This window comes from Gellertiella sp. DMC107 (assembly GCF_056313605.1).
This window is the reverse complement of record NZ_JBQUZZ010000004.1, coordinates 325,502-340,854: the sequence shown is the minus strand read 5'-3', so window position 1 is coordinate 340,854 and position 15,353 is coordinate 325,502. Positions and strand designations below refer to the sequence as shown.

At 60.9% G+C, this 15,353-nt stretch carries 12 protein-coding genes; 4 read left to right on the top strand and 8 right to left on the bottom strand.

All coding sequences use genetic code 11. From position 1 onward, the window contains the following. Positions 1-2 precede the first annotated feature (2 nt). The 4 genes from lhpI to ACT54B_RS15425 form a co-directional block, all read right to left on the bottom strand. The gene (lhpI, locus tag ACT54B_RS15440) at positions 3-1,682 is read right to left on the bottom strand and encodes a cis-3-hydroxy-L-proline dehydratase (protein WP_476046019.1); all 1,680 of its coding nucleotides are present in this window, start codon (positions 1,680-1,682) and stop codon (positions 3-5) included. Between the two features lie 252 nt (positions 1,683-1,934). Beyond that, positions 1,935-3,290 (bottom strand): sensor histidine kinase, encoded by a 1,356-nt coding sequence (locus ACT54B_RS15435; RefSeq protein ID WP_476046017.1) that lies wholly within the window; start codon positions 3,288-3,290, stop codon positions 1,935-1,937. Continuing rightward, positions 3,287-3,955: a response regulator transcription factor gene (locus ACT54B_RS15430; protein ID WP_476046016.1), complete on the bottom strand. Its 669-nt coding sequence runs from the start codon at positions 3,953-3,955 to the stop codon at positions 3,287-3,289. Before ACT54B_RS15430 ends, ACT54B_RS15435 begins: the two co-directional genes overlap by 4 nt. A 1-nt stretch (position 3,956) precedes the next feature. Further along, the gene (locus tag ACT54B_RS15425) at positions 3,957-4,358 is read right to left on the bottom strand and encodes a PepSY domain-containing protein (RefSeq protein ID WP_476046015.1); all 402 of its coding nucleotides are present in this window, start codon (positions 4,356-4,358) and stop codon (positions 3,957-3,959) included. 182 nt (positions 4,359-4,540) lie between these two features. On the opposite strand from ACT54B_RS15425, the gene ACT54B_RS15420 reads away from it, so the two are divergent. Next, positions 4,541-8,590 (top strand): Pls/PosA family non-ribosomal peptide synthetase, encoded by a 4,050-nt coding sequence (locus ACT54B_RS15420; RefSeq protein WP_476046013.1) that lies wholly within the window; start codon positions 4,541-4,543, stop codon positions 8,588-8,590. Positions 8,591-8,606: 16 nt separating this feature from the next. Further along, positions 8,607-9,182: a 4'-phosphopantetheinyl transferase family protein gene (locus ACT54B_RS15415; RefSeq protein WP_476046012.1), complete on the top strand. Its 576-nt coding sequence runs from the start codon at positions 8,607-8,609 to the stop codon at positions 9,180-9,182. A gap of 146 nt (positions 9,183-9,328) precedes the next feature. Here the strand turns inward: ACT54B_RS15415 and ACT54B_RS15410 are convergent, their stop codons facing one another. Beyond that, entirely contained in the window at positions 9,329-10,060 is a 732-nt protein-coding gene (locus tag ACT54B_RS15410; RefSeq protein ID WP_476046011.1) for a GntR family transcriptional regulator, read from the bottom strand. 241 nt (positions 10,061-10,301) lie between these two features. Between ACT54B_RS15410 and ACT54B_RS15405 the strand changes: the two genes are divergently transcribed. After that, the gene (locus tag ACT54B_RS15405; RefSeq protein WP_476046010.1) at positions 10,302-11,315 is read left to right on the top strand and encodes an SIS domain-containing protein; all 1,014 of its coding nucleotides are present in this window, start codon (positions 10,302-10,304) and stop codon (positions 11,313-11,315) included. 99 nt (positions 11,316-11,414) lie between these two features. After that, positions 11,415-12,227, top strand: coding sequence for a PfkB family carbohydrate kinase (locus ACT54B_RS15400; protein ID WP_476046008.1), 813 nt, complete (start codon positions 11,415-11,417; stop codon positions 12,225-12,227). Positions 12,228-12,259: 32 nt separating this feature from the next. Here the strand turns inward: ACT54B_RS15400 and ACT54B_RS15395 are convergent, their stop codons facing one another. The 3 genes from ACT54B_RS15395 to ACT54B_RS15385 are packed head-to-tail and all read right to left on the bottom strand — an operon-like array spanning position 12,260 to position 15,310. Then, entirely contained in the window at positions 12,260-13,006 is a 747-nt protein-coding gene (locus ACT54B_RS15395; RefSeq protein WP_476046007.1) for an amino acid ABC transporter ATP-binding protein, read from the bottom strand. A gap of 29 nt (positions 13,007-13,035) precedes the next feature. Beyond that, positions 13,036-14,007, bottom strand: coding sequence for an amino acid ABC transporter permease (locus ACT54B_RS15390; protein ID WP_476046006.1), 972 nt, complete (start codon positions 14,005-14,007; stop codon positions 13,036-13,038). Positions 14,008-14,029: 22 nt separating this feature from the next. Next, the gene (locus tag ACT54B_RS15385; RefSeq protein WP_476046005.1) at positions 14,030-15,310 is read right to left on the bottom strand and encodes an NAD(P)/FAD-dependent oxidoreductase; all 1,281 of its coding nucleotides are present in this window, start codon (positions 15,308-15,310) and stop codon (positions 14,030-14,032) included. Positions 15,311-15,353 lie beyond the last annotated feature (43 nt).

Sequence of the window (15,353 nt, the reverse complement as noted above, 5' to 3'; positions counted from 1 at the left end):
GCTTATTCCAGGAGCCAGCCGGGGAGATCGTGCCCAGCAAATCCGGACAGGGCCGTTCGGGCGCAATCCGCAAGGCCCGCAAAGCGGACAGCGCGGCCCGAAAGGCCTGGACCATAATGGGCGTATTTGCCTGAATTGGTCATGACTGTCCGGGCGTGAATGGGGAATACGGGTTCCGATATGGAGCACCAGCAAATGTCGGAGACGACCTGAACGCCTGCATTGGTCAGTATTTGAAGCGTACCTTCGGCGCGCGCTTTCGCCACCACATCGCGGCCCGCGGTCACGATCGTGGCAATTTTCACCGGTTCGCCGCCCAGCGCATCGGCAAGGGCGCGGCATTCCTGCAGCGATGCATGCGGGCTGCCGATAGCAACGAGATCGACATTTTCAGGACCTGCATTCAGTTGCGACCAAGCGGCGATCATGTCCGCTCGACGCAGTGTGACATGATCCGCCTCCGTTGCGATCCTGTGCGCTTCGGGCGTCACGCCCTCAATGTGCAGCATGGGCGCGGCCGATGTTGTCCCGAAGGCGGCGCACAAGGCCTTCAGGTTCTCCGGACTAGGCTCAAGGGGGGCGAGTCCCCGCAGCAGCGGAAGCCGATCCGGCGACAACCTACCGGCCAGATAGCCGATCAAAGGCCAGAAGGAATCGTCGATCCGGGCAGGGGCCTCAATGTCGATGATCCGCTGCGCCTGCCTGTTCCGGTCCAGATAGACGCCGGAGCAAGGCGCCCGACCGGTCATGGCAATACAAAGATCGAGAAAATCCGGATGCTTCGCCGTCCGCGCGCCCAACACCGTGTTTGCATAAATCACGGCGTTGCTTTCCGCCCAGGCAATCATCTCTCCCGTTGAGGGCGCACTATCGAGCAGATAGGGGGCACAGGTGAAGGTGTTCCGGCACCCCATGCGCACATAGGCGTCCGCCAATCCTTGCGCCGGTCCGCCGAAAGCGTCCGGAACGCCCTGGTCGCGCCAGTTCGCATGGTCCACCGAAATCGCATTCATCGTCGTCGGTATCCGCACTTCAGCCCCCATATCCGCCATCTTTTCCGCAAAGATGAGATTGGCAGGGCTGGCATAGATGCATCCGTCAATATGGGCCTGAGAGACATCCACGAGGCTTTCCGCGCCCTGATTTTCTGCCATCGTGCAAATGATTTCCATGGCCAGTTGGGCTGCCTTGCCATCGCGGCCGTTCAGAATGGCCCGGTCTTCGTCGGAAAGGGACAGTGTCGATCCGCCGGGGCGGGACAGGGAAATCTCCAGATCGGCCGCTACCACCGATGTCGGGCGGATGCTGGCCGTCCCGGCTTTGGCCAAGCTTTGCCAATCCTCCTGCGATAAACGCAAGACCGGCATCGGCTTGCCGAACATGCGCCCCGCAATGAGCGCTCCCAGCGTAACGACATCCTCAGGCTGCGCAAAAACGACCGCAGCGGGTGCCAGTCCGTTGAGCGCCAGATCCAGCAGCACCCCGGAACCGGTGCACGAGCCCCGGCTGGAAGGCATCAGCAGCACGCATCCCGCAATGGATTGGCCGTTCAAGGGGTGGTGGACGTCGATGATCCTGCCTGTTGCCGGGTCGACGCCACCCCAGAAGCTCAGCGGTTCCTCTGTGGCCAGAATGGGTCCGGTGGCTTCACCGGCCAGGATTGCCAGGGATTGCGTTTTCATGATCGGGCACTTTCGGCATTGTTTGCTTGGCAAGGGATGGCCAAAGGGAGGTCCCGTCGGCTGCCATGACCATCCGTGCTGAGCGCGAGAATTTCAAGACCTGAAGCGGCCCGCCGCAACGACCGCAACGATCGGCGAACCGCCATCGTGCCGACAGAAGCGAGCAACGCGCTCTTGCGGGAACGGGAATGAGGGCAGGTTTCGTTCGCGGTGTCGTGGACAGGACCGGGTAAAACGCACGGCCGAGAGATTTCAGAGATTTGCCTGCCGGCGAAGTGTGGCCGTCACCTCCAGCCCGCCCGCTGTCGAGCGCCCGAATTCGAGCTTTCCGTTATAGGCGTCGACAAGGTCTTTGACGATGGCAAGACCGAAGCCGGAGCCGGCGACCGCTTCATCCAGCCGGCGACCGCGGGTTACGTGCTCGACACCCGTATCATCAGGCAAGCCCGGCCCGTCATCACGGATGACAAGGAGGATGTCCTGATCGGTGGCGATCAAGCGCACAAAGACCTCGCTTCTCGCCCATTTGCGTGCATTGTCGAGAATATTGCCGCAAATTTCCATATAGTCCGCTTCGTCCATCGGGAGGAGGAGGCTTTCGGGCGCCTCCAGGGAAAAGCTGAGCCCCGAATGCATTGCGATCCTCTGCATCGTCGCAACCAGTTGCCGTGTCGGGCCGACAATATCGATACTGTTCGAGGAGCGCGCAGCCGCAAGCCCGGCGCGGGCCTGCGCGATTGTCCGGCGCACATGTGCATCCATACGCATCACCTCGGCTCTCAGGGCATCCCCGATCGTCCCGTCGCCTTTCCGATCCAGTTCGCGCGCGATCGTATCGAGCACGGCGAGCGGTGTCTTCAGACCATGGGCGAGGTCGCCTGCGCGAGCGCGGGCCGACGTCAACTGCGTGTCGCGACGCACGATCAGAGCGTTGAGGTCATCGACAAGGGGCTGGATCTCGGATGGATAGTCGCCTTCTATGACCTGCGCCCGCCGGTCATGGACGGCTCCGAGCGCTGCGCGAAGCCGGTCGAGCGGCGCCAGGCCAAACCGCAGAAACATCCAGACCGCGCCCATCAGAGACAGGGCGAGCACAGCCAGCGACGGCGCCATCGCATACAGGAATTCCCGGCGAGCTTCTGCGATCTGTGTGTCTTCCAGGGCCACGAGGACGGTCACGGCCTGCTCGCCCGAAGCAGTGGCGAGAATGACCGTTTCCTGTTCGCCGATGAGGGTTCTGCCGTTGGGGCCTGAAAACGTGGCTTTCTCCCCTTTTGTCAGGGCAGCATTCCAGGCCAGCTGCTGATCCCAGAGCGACTGGGAACGGAGCTCGACCTGACCCTTTCTACCCATCTGCCAGTAGAAACCACCATAGGGCTGGGTGAAGCGCGGATCTTTCGGCTCTTCCGAAAGGGTGAGCTGATCATCGGGGCCGATATCCAGATTGCCGACCAGGATGCGCATCTGATCTTCGACGTCGAAAAGGGCCACCCGCTCCACCGTTCGGCCGACGATGAATTCCATGCCGATCGCTGCCAGCGCAAATGCCACCAGAAGGGCGGCAAGTGCCCAGTAGGTCAACCGCAGGCGCAGGGAGCGCGCGGTCACCGGCGTCCCTCGGCCGGCACAAAATAACCCTGGCCCCGTCTGTTTTCGATCGAAGGTCCATCGAGCTTTCGCCGTAGCCGCGCGATGACAACCTCCACCGCGTTGGAGTCCCGGTCGATGTCCTCTTCGTATATATGCGCGGAGATTTCCGCAGGCGAGAAGACCTTGCCGGGATGGTGCATGAGATAGGTCAACAGCCGGTATTCCAGCGGGGTGAGCGATATCGGCATTCCCTTATGGGTAACGGTGCGTAGCCGCGTATCGATTTCGATGTCTCCATTGGAAAGAACCGGCGACGACTGCCCGCCGGAGCGGCGCAGCAATGCGCGCACACGGGCGATCAGTTCCTCCATCCGAAATGGTTTGGTGAGGTAATCATCCGCGCCCGAATCGATGCCGTCCACCTTGTCCCGCCAGCTGTCGCGAGCCGTCAGGATCAGAACGGGCATGCCCCGGCCGTTTGCACGCCAGCGCTTCAAGACAGAAAAACCATCCATACGGGGCAGGCCCAGATCGAGTATGACGAGATCGAAATCCTCGGTATCGCCACGAAACCACGCATCCTCTCCATCCCTGGAATGGGTGACCGCATAATTCTGCGCGGTGAGGGTCCGGCGAAGATCATCGGCCAGCCGCTGTTCGTCTTCCACGATCAGAACCCGCACGTCACTTCCTCTCCATGATTTTCAGGCTTTTGCCATCTATCTCCAGCTCGGCGCGCCGGCCATCCGCTTTCAGCAGTCGGACATGATAGATCCATCGTCCCTTCTGACGCCTCAACTTGATCGAGACGACCTCGCCTGCGGACGCCCTGCGGGCAGCGTCAAGCACCGATTTCAGCGGTTGCACCTCATGGGCTGCAACGAGATTGCGCACCAGGTCGTGAAAAGACAATTTTTGTTGATGCGGCCGTCGGGGAAGGGACTTTCCGGGACCTGGCGTTTCCGTGGTTGAACCGCTGGTCGTTACGGCTGACGGTTGACGCGGCGCTATGACCCCGTTGGCGGCCTGGGTTCCGGAGCCAGCCGACAAGATCGCAATCGCGACGATGACACGGATAAACGGCATGCGACCCCTGCGCTGACGGACTGGCCTGTAGTCCTTGAACAGACCCTATCCTAGTTCCCGGAAACTTACAAAACGTCGTCACGGCGTGTCAGGCGAAGGTAATGGCGACTTCGGTATGACGCTATCCAGACGGGGAGCAGGTGGGTTGTCCACCCTGGCGCCCTCCTTTGGGACATGCGGCCATGAATCTCATCAACAGCAGCCATCGCTTTACCTCAGCCCTTTCACCCGCAGCCTCCTTACTGCTCGGCGATAGCAGGCCGGAACTGCTTCAGGACCTTGTTCTGGCAGACCTGTTCCGCGAAGGATTGGAAGCCGGACCGGACCGCCCCGTCTATGTGACGACGTCTCGGCGCTATACCTATCGCGAGATTGACGAGCAGGCTTCGGCGCTTGCCGCCGGCCTGCAGCAGAAGGGTGTGGGGCCTCGGGATGTCGTCGGGCTATGGTTCGGCCGCGGGGTTTCCCTTCTCATTGCGCAACTTGCCATCACGCGTGCAGGGGCAGCCTGGCTACCCTTTGACGCGGATACGCCGGTGGAACGGATCCGCGCCTGCCTGCTCGATGCCGATGCGAAGGGTATTGTCACCGATGCGCAGAAGGGATCGGATCTTGCCGTCACCGGACTTACCGTCTTCGTCGATCGTGATACGGCCTTGAAGGGCGCCGTACCGGCGGATCCGCGGCGTCTTGGGCTTACGCCCGATTGTCCGGCTTATTACATCTACACGTCCGGCTCGACCGGTGCCCCCAAAGGCATCGAAATCACGCACCGAAACATCTGCCACTTCCTGCTCGCGGCCCGTGCGACCTATGGCGTGAAAAGTTCGGACGTGATGTTCCAGGGCGCCTCCGTGGCATTCGATTTGTCCATGGAGGAGATCTGGTTGCCTTACGTCGTCGGAGCCGCACTTTTCGTGGCGGATCCTTCCCTGATGTCGGATATTCCTGCTTTGCCTGCGGTCTTGAAGGCCCATGGGGTGACCGTCATGGACACGGTGCCGACGCTTTTGTCGCTGTTCCCCGAGGATATTCCCTCACTTCGCATCATCATCCTCGGGGGCGAGGCTTGCCCGCCCTCCGTCGCCGCACGCTGGTGCCGACCGGGTCGCCGGATTTTCAACAGCTATGGCCCGACGGAAGCAACCGTCGTGGCAACCGTGTCCGAGATCAGGCCCGGGCAGGATGTGACCATCGGTCGCCCTATCCCGAACTACAGTTGCTATGTCGTCAACGAGGCGCTCGAACTCGTGGCTGAGGGAGAGGAAGGCGAGCTGCTGATCGGCGGCCCCGGCGTGGCGCGAGGTTATCTCAACCGGCCGGAGCTTACGGCCGACAAATTCGTCGCCAATCCCTTTCCGCTTTCCAGCCTCGATCCGGTCCTCTATCGGACCGGGGATGCGGTTTCTGTCGATGCCGACGGCAACCTGCGCTTCCATGGCCGTCTTGACGATCAGGTGAAAATCCGCGGCTTCCGCGTCGAACTCGGCGAAATCGAAAGCAGACTGGCGCTCATGCCCGGGGTGCAATCCGCGGCCGTTATCCTGAGAAAGGATGATGACATCGAAAGGCTTGTCGCCTTCATTGTCTCGCAGGAAAAGGGCGCCCTGGATATCAAGCTCCTTCGCGCCAATCTTGCGCGGGTTCTGCCCTCCTACATGGTGCCTGCCCGTATCGTCGAAATCGACCGGCTGCCCATGCTGATTTCCGGCAAGACGGACCGTCGAGCCCTGGCGGCTGTTCCATTGGCGCAAGACACCCCTGCAAACGAGGCGGAAGCCGAGCCGAGAACGCCCACGGAGAATGCCCTTCTGGCGGCTGCGATGACCGTCTTTCCGGGAACCGCAATTTCGATGGATGCGGATTTCTTTACGGATCTCGGCGGCCATTCGCTTCTTGCCGCCCGCTTCCTGTCTGCCGTTCGCCAGACGCCGGCATTTGCTGCCCTCGGCCTGCAGGATGTTTATCGGGATCGAACCATCCGCGCGATGGCAGCACGGCTGGATAGGGACGCCAGTGCCGCCTTTGCTCCGACGGATCTTTCCTTCGAACCGCCCCCGCTTCTGCGGCGTTTTCTTTGTGGTGCGGCCCAGGCTGCGGCGATGCCGTTGATCATCGGTCTGATGACCGCACAATTCCTCGGCACTTTTATCGCCTTTATCCTGCTCAATGACACATCGATTGGCTTCTTTGCCGAAATGGCCCTCGTTTCAGGGATCTATCTCGCCATCAATATTGTCACGGCCGCTCTCGCCATCGGTCTGAAATGGCTGATCATCGGGCGAACGAAACCGGGCCGCTACCCGCTGTGGGGCACCTATTATTACCGTTGGTGGCTGACCCAGCGGCTGACGTCGCTCATCCATATGAAATGGGTACAGGGAACCCCCCTTCTCAACCTGGTCCTCCGCCTTCTCGGTGCCCGGATCGGAAAGGACACGCTGCTTTACGAGGTCGAGGCGGGCGCGATTGACCTGCTGACCATCGGCAGGGGGGTGTCGATTGGTGGCCATTGCGGATTTGCCAATGCTCAGGTCATTGGAAACGAACTGATCATCGACAGGATCGATATCGGTGACGATGCCTATATCGGCTCGTCCTGCGTGATCGGAGGCGGCTCCCGCATCGGTGACAGTGCCGAATTGGGCGACTTGACGGCCATCGGCATGAATGCGGTCATCGGTGCCCGGGAGAAGTGGGATGGCTCACCGGCAAAACGTACCGGTATGGTCGATGTGGAAGCCCTCGACAGTCCGGCCGAAGCCACTGTTCTCCGTCGCATCTTCAATATCGCCCTCTACGCGCTGTCCATCCTGTCCATTCCGGCAATCGGCATCATTCCGCTGGTTCCTGCCTTCCTTTTCATCGATCATGCCGGCACCGTCGTCGAAACCGCAACAGGGATGGACTATCGCTGGTTTCTTCCCATCATCGCCATTCCTGCGGCCTTGACCCTCACCGTGGTGACCGTGGCGTTGATCGTGGCCATCCGCTGGGTCGTTCTTCCCCGCCTCGATGAGGGAACATACTCGGTTCACAGCGGCATGTATGTGCGCAAATGGATCGTTTCGCTCTGCTCCGAAGTCGCCCTGGAAACGCTGGGCTCCCTTTATGCCACGGTCTATATGCGCGCCTGGTACCGACTCATGGGGGCGAAGATCGGCAAGGGATCGGAAATTTCGACGAGCCTTTCCGGCCGTTACGATCTCGTGGAAATCGGTGCCAATTGCTTCATTGCCGATGAGGTTCTGCTCGGCGAGGAGGACATGCGCCGGGGTTGGATGTCGGTCAAGCGCGTCAAGACCGGCGACCATGTCTTCGTTGGCAACAGCGCCGTCGTGCCTGTTGGTACGGACATCCCCGAGCGCACTCTCATCGGCATCAAGTCCAAGCCGCCGGCAAACAGCGCCATGTCCTGCGGCGACACCTGGTTCGGAAGCCCCTCCATCAAGCTTCCGGTTCGGCAGACCTTCGATGGGGGCGCGGCGCGCACCTTTTCGCCCTCCCGCTGGCGCCAGCTCGGCCGCGGTCTTTTCGAAGCGTTCTTCAATCTCTCGGTTCCGACTGTGTCCATGATCACTCTCGGCACCCTGTCCATCGACGCCCTGTCCGGTCCGCTGGAGCGCGGCAGCTATGGGGAGGCGCTGGCGCTGCTGCCCCTGCTTGGCCTCGGCATGTCGCTGGCCATGACCTTGATCGTCCTTGTCTTGAAGTGGACGATGATGGGGACCTATCGCCCCCAGGCCAATCCGATGTGGTCATGGTTCTCGCTTCGCACCGAAGCAATCGCGGTCATGTATTCCGGCATGGCGGCCCGCATGCTGCTCGATTTTCTGCGCGGAACTCCCTTCTTGCCCTGGGTGCTTCGTCTTTTCGGTGCCCGCTTTGGTCGCGGCGTCTATCTGGATATGACGGACATTACAGAATTCGATTGTGTTTCCGTGGGCGATTTCGCGTCGGTGAACGGCTTCGCTGCCCTGCAAACCCATCTCTATGAAGATCGCGTGATGAAAATCGGGCGTGTATCGGTGGAGCAGGGCGCTACGGTCGGTCCGGGTTCCACGGTTCTTTACGATAGCCACGTCGGTGCCTTCGCAAGGTTGGGGCCCCTCACGATCGTGATGAAGGGCGAGCAGGTCCCATCCCATACCGAATGGCATGGCGCACCGGCCGTGCGTCAGGCGACGCTGTCCGGCCGGGAGATGCAGATTGCCAATGTCAGCCGGATGTGATGTCCGGAACAAGCGGATGCGAATAGAATTGCCGGAGACGACCGTGGAGGTGGCTCTGGAGCACGGGGAAGGGCGGCCGGCGCGAAGCCGCTCGCTCGGCTTGATGCGCGACCTGGTCGAACAGGCTAGTGAGCGTGGCTCCAGCCAATGGTCGATTGAGCATGACCGTCATGGAGCCCCCTATGCGGCAAGGGCAGGGGTCCGGCAACGGCCCTATATCAGCATCAGCCGGACGGATGGTCTGACTGCTGTTTGTGCCTCAAGCCGGCCGGTCGGACTGGATGTCGAGCGAATTTCCGATCACGCACTCGACCCTGCACTGGCCCGACATTTCTTCTCTCCAGCCGAGCAGGACTACCTGAATTCCTGCCCACCGAAAGAGCGGGTGGTTGCATTTTTCCGGATCTGGACGCTGAAGGAGGCCTTCGTCAAAGTCAGCGGCTTGGGTTTCCGGATCGAACCAGTCTCCTTCTCGGTTGCAAGCGCAGGCCGGTTGTCTCTCTCTATCCCGTCCCTTGAGCACGGCCGTTTCTCAAGGCTGCACAGCCTTATCCTGGAAACCGGTCATGCCCTCGCTCTTGCCGTCGTCTGACGCACCAGTGCGTAAGGGAGGAAACCCACGCGGAGACATCCGGGCGATCCGTCGCCGTAAAAAAGGCGCCGCAGATCGTGTGGTCGAGCGGAGGTCGAAAGGGTTTTGACGCGTCGGGGTATACCGGTCCGCTTCCTTCCGAGACGCTATTTTCGGACCAGACTGAAGGTGAAATGGCTGCCGCGATGGTAATCAATCGCATAGACGACCGGTTTGCCATCGGCGTTGAAACAGGTTTCCGTGATCAGCAGGGCCGGACCGAAATCTCTCAGATCATTCCGCTCGATCACATCTGCGGGAAGCATGACCGCAGTCACGGAGGCGGCCGACATCCGGGGGCGTTGGCGATAAACGTCGAGGATGCCGAGCAGCGAGCCGCTCCAGTCAATGTCGTAAAGGCGCGCGGGAACCAGGCTGCGCGGCACATAGTCGATGCAATACATGATGGGGGTATCGCCTTCGAGCCTGAGACGCTCGATGCGGATGACCCGGTCTCCGTCCTTGAGGCGCAGATGTCGACCGATCTCCGGTTCCGGCGTTTCCTCGGAAATGGACAGGACCTTGTTATGCGGGGTGTAGCCATATTGGCGCGCCATATCGGTGACGCTTTCGAAGACCGTAATCGGTCGGTCCACATGAACAGCAGACATGGCAGAGACAAAGCGGCCCTTGCCGTGTTCGACATAAATGATGCCGTCCTGCTCGAGAAGCTTCAGAGCCTCGCGCAACGCCGGTCGGGAGATCTTGAAACGGGTGGTGAGTTGGGCTTCGGTCGGCAGTTTGGCCCCTGGCTGCAGATCCTCTTCCCGAATGAGTTCGGCAATGCGGTCGCGAAGCTGGACCACCAGGGTTCGTGTATCGCGAAGGGGTTCCTCCAAGATGGCCTCTTTTCTCGTGTCCTCTCCTTCTTCTTGTCTGACGATTCCGCAAAGGTCAAGCAAGGATGGGCGCCACACGACCCCGTGAAACCGGGACTGAGGATTGCTCCGCCGCCATAATGGAGAAGGTACCCTTGACAAGAAAAGGTCTAGATGTCAGTTGTCTTACAACATAGGTTCGAATATGGCGGGCGGGGTTGGTTCCTCTTCGCGTCAACCTTGATCATGGAGACTGACGGTAATGCTGAATTTCGATGAAGAACGGTTTCTGCGCATCCAGAACGGCGCGGCAAATCTGGCGGAGCGCTTCGATCAGGTCGTTTCTGGGTGTCTGGAAAAGGGCGCAGAGAATGTATTCTTTCTGGGCACTGGCGGTGCCGCCATCCTGATGCAGCCGGCCTTCCAGCTCCTGCAGGGCCATTCCCGTTTCCCGGCCTATATGCATTCCACGGCGGAGCTGGAGATTGGAGGTTCCATCAATCTCACAGCACGTTCTCTTGTCGTCATTCCGTCGCTGTCGGGCACCACCAAGGAAAGCGTGGCCTTGCTGGAAAAGCTGAAGCAGACGGGCGCGACGGTACTGACCCTGGTCGGCCACGAGGAAACACCGTTGGGCAAGGGCGGAGACCATGTCTTCGTCAACTTCGCTGAAGACGATACGTCGTGCGAATCCTTTTATCTCCAGTCCCTGTTTGTCGCGCTCTCCATCATGAAACACCGCGGCGAGATTGCAGATCATGCGCGGATCGTTGCGGAGCTGCGGATGCTGCCGGCTCTGCTGCTGGAGGCCAAACGGGCCTTCGAGCCGAAAGCCGATGCCTTCGCCCGCATTCTGGCGGCCTCTGATTATCACATCATCACGGCGGCCGGGAATGTTTGGCCCGAAGCCCATTATTACGGAATGTGTATCCTGGAAGAAATGCAATGGATTCGGACCCGTCCGGTTCATGCATCCGACTTCTTCCACGGCACGCTGGAATTGCTGGAAAAGGATGTCAGCGTCGTTCTTTTCAAGGGCGAAGACGCCTATCGCCCGCTCGCAGACCGGGTTGAGCGTTTCGCCGCCCAATATACGGATCGGCTGACCGTGCTGGATACCGCAGACTGTGCCTTGCCCGGCCTTTCGCAGGATGTCCGGGCGCTTGCCTCACCCATCCTGCTTGCCACGCTGCTGGAACGGATCAGCGCTCATCTCGAGGTGATGCGCAACCATCCGCTCACAACCCGTCGCTATTACAAGCGCGTTGCCTATTGATCGCCCGGCCGACTTGCGCGAAGCGATAGACCCCCAACTTGGCCGCAACCATCTTCAAGGATGGTTGCGGCCCTCTCGTTCAACAAAGACAGAGGCACTATGTCCCGCTTTCGTTTTGCCACGGTGGGCGATAATTGCGTGGATCGATTCCAGCCACCCATTGCCCGAGCCCTGATTGGGGGAAATGCCCTGAACGTGGCCGTGCAGCTCGCGCTCATGGGGCATGACGTCAGCTATTTCGGGGCCGTGGGTCCCGACAAGGATGGCGTTCGCACCCGGGACGCGCTGCTGAGCAATGGGGTGGGTGTGGAGCGTTTGCGCCTCACCGACATCCACACCGCCTTTACCGATGTGATCGTGACCGAGACCGGAGACCGGATTTTCGCTCATGAAGACTTCGGCGCCTGCCGCGATTACGTGCCCGACGAATCCGACATGGCTCTGCTGCTGGGCATGGATCACGTGCATATCGGCTGGCTACGGGATGGCGGAGAAACCCGCAGGCGGCTTGCGGCGGCAGGGGTCAGTGTCTCCCAGGACGTTACCGTACAGAATGACGCCGTTCATCGTGGCGTGGCGGGCCTATCGATTGCCTTCGGCTCAGCGGGTGACAACGTGTCCAGCGCGGATGACATGCTGGAGGCGTTGCATGCCAACGGTGCGCGCATTGCCGTCGTTACGCGGGGCGCGCTGGGCTCCGTGGCCTTCGACGGGTCGAGCCGGGCCGAAACCGGGATAAAGGCCGTGGATGTGGTGGATACGACGGGTGCCGGAGACAGTTTCATTGCCGGCTTCCTGAGTGCTTACCGGGCCGGCTTTCCCTTACAACGGGCGCTTGAAGCGGGCCGCGACCGGGCGGCCCTGACCTGCTGCCATCTGGGCGGTTTCCCTCAGGACCTGCAACCGCTCTGAGCCTTTCGCGCAATCTGGTGCCGACGGGTGCCTCAGTGCAGGATCTGGCTGAGAAAGAGCCGGCTGCGGTCGCTCCTGGGATTTCCGAAAAACTCTTCCGGCGGCGCTTCTTCGACGATACATCCGCGATCCATGAAGATGACGCGGTCGGCAACCTGCCGCGCAAAGCCCATCTCATGGGTGACACAGATCATGGTCATGCCTTCTTCTGCCAGCGCCACCATGGTGTCCAGCACTTCCTTGACCATTTCAGGATCGAGCGCCGAGGTCGGTTCATCGAAGAGCATGACCTTCGGCGCCATGCAGAGTGCCCGTGCGATAGCCACACGCTGTTGCTGCCCGCCGGACAACTGACCGGGATATTTGTGTGCCTGATCGCCGATGCGCACCCGTTCCAGGAAATGCATGGCGATTTCGGTTGCCTGCCTTTTCGGCATGCGCCGGACCCAGACGGGCGCCAGAATGCAGTTCTCCAGGATTGTCAGGTGCGGGAAGACGTTGAAGTGCTGGAAGACCATACCGACTTCGCGCCGGATCGCGTCGACGTTCTTCTCGTTGTCGGTCAGCTCGACGCCGCCGACAAGGATCCGTCCCTCCTGATGGGTTTCCAGCCGATTGATGCAGCGGATCAGCGTGGATTTGCCGGAGCCGGACGGCCCGCAAATGACGATGCGTTCCTTGCGGGCGACATCCAGCCTGATGTCGTCGAGGGCATGAAACTGGCCGTACCATTTGTGCACGCCCGTCAGCTGGATTTCCCAATCGTCGGCTTTATTCATGATGTCTTGTCCTTGAAGCAGGGTCGGGCTCAGCGCGCGTTGAAGCGGCCGAAGCGCTCTTCGATGCGCGACTGTATGAATTCCAGCGCGATCGAGAGGATCCAGTAGATCATCGATGCGGTGATCAACATTTCGATATGGCGAAACTCGGTCTGGCCCTGAGTGCGGGCGAGGTACATGATTTCCCAGACCCCGACCACCGATACCAGGGAGGAATCCTTCAGCATCGCAATGAACTGGTTGCCCGTCGGCGGGATGATGACGCGCATGGCCTGCGGCAGGATGACGAGAAACATGGTCTGGTTGGGGCTCAGGCCCAGCGCGGTTGCCCCTTCCGTCTGGCCGCGAGGAATACTTTCGATTCCAGCGCGAAAAATCTCCGTCATATAGGCACCGTAACAAAGCGACAGCGCCAGAATGCCGGCCGGAACCGCACTGATCACATAGCCGATCTGGGGCAGGCCCAAATATATGATGTAGATCTGCATGAGCAGCGGCAGCCCCCGGAACAGCGAGGTGTAGAAGGTGGCCAGCCCATAGATCACACCGTTCTTCGACAATTTCGCCATGGCGCCGGCGAGGGCTATGCCCGTGGCGAGGATAATCGAAATTGCCGAAATATAGAGCGTGGTGACGACGCCTTGGGAGATCAGAAAGCCAATCTTCTTCGCAATGAATGCGAAGGAGAGGTTGAAGGAGTAAAAGAAGAGCATCAGCAAGACGAAGAGCTCGATCCATACGGCCACCACCTGCTGACGCCGGGGCAGAAGCCGGAACGCCCGCCAGTTTGCGAGCAGGAGCAGCGTGATGGCTACCGCGGAAAGCGCCGTAGCTGTCCGCGGGTGATCTGCAAGCCAGATCGTTGCGCCAGGAAACAGATAGCCGAGCCAGGCCGCGCTGATGCCGATGGAATAGAACAGGCCGGCGAGAAAGCCCAGCAGAAGGCAAGCACCGACACGCTGGCTGGCCTTGGGGTAGGTGAGGATCAGTCGTCCGAGCATGTATGGGGTCCCCCGGTCAGGATCAGGCGGCGCGTTCGCGCCACCAGTCCTGCACCTGTAATGTCCAGTAGGTGAGTTGCGCCGTGGCAAGCCCGGCCACGCCGCCAGCCCAGACCAGTCCGAAAGGCTTGAACAGGCGGTAGCGGTCAGATTGACCGAGAATGGCTTCCGCGACGAGCTTGCCGCCGATCGCCGTGGTGTTCAGTCCATGTCCGCCGAAAGCGGTACAATGCCACACGCCCGGCTGCTGCTCGCCGATCTGGGGCATGAGGTGACGGGCGTAAGCCATCAGGCCGGACCAGGCGAGCTCCGTCCTGAGGGCTGCGAGTTCGGGATAGGTACCGACCATTTCGCGCCGCAGCTCCGCGGCGAGCGCCTCCGGTGATGCGGCTCTGGTTGTGATGCGTCCGCCCCACAGGATGCGTTTCCCATCCTCGACGAGACGGTAGTAATCCCCAGCGCGGCGATTGTCGCCGACGGCATCGCCCGTTGCGATCACCTTGGAAATGAGATCCGGCGCTTCTTCTGTCAGCATGACATAGGTCGCGATCGGCAACATGGAGCGCCTTAGCCGGCTATTCAGATGACCCGTATAGCCTCCCGTGGTGAAGACGACGTGGCGGGCCCGGACCGAGCCCGCGGCGGTGCTGACGATCTTTTCCGGCGCGTCGAGCTGGCAAGCCGTTGCGGGCGACCCTTCGAAGATCCGGCCGCCGAGCCGCTCCATCTCCGCCGCGATGCCGCGGAGATAATTGAGGGGATGCATGTGGAAGGCATGCCCGTCGCGTAGCGCCTGAAAATAGCGGCGAGAGCGCAAGCGGGCGCGCACATCGTCCGTCTCCAGATAGTCCAGCGGATAGTCATAATCGCGGGCCATCTTATCGGCATAGGCCTTCAGCCCGTCACCGTCGTCATAGCGCAGAACACTCATGATCCCGAGACGCGGTCGCGCGCCGGCGATGTTCAGGCGGTCGATGGTGCTGCGCACATAGTCCATACCTTCGATCGAGAGACGATGAAGGGCCGCGGCGGCCTCGGGGCCTGCCCTTGCCGCAATTTCCTCGTTGCCTGTGGAGTAGCCGGGGCTGACGAATCCACCGTTACGGCCCGAAGCGCCGAAGCCCAAGCTTTCCTGTTCGAGCAGGATCACGGATTGCCCGCCTCTCGCGAGTTCGAGCGCGGTCGTCAGGCCGGCGAGCCCGCCGCCGATCACGACCGTGTCGCAATCATGACGTCCGGACAGGGCGGGGCGCCCGGTCGTTTCAGCCCGCGTGCGGGAATAATAGGTGTCTGGATAGCGCATGGAGGCTCCCTATGCTTTGAAGGCGGGCGGCGCGACCCTTTGA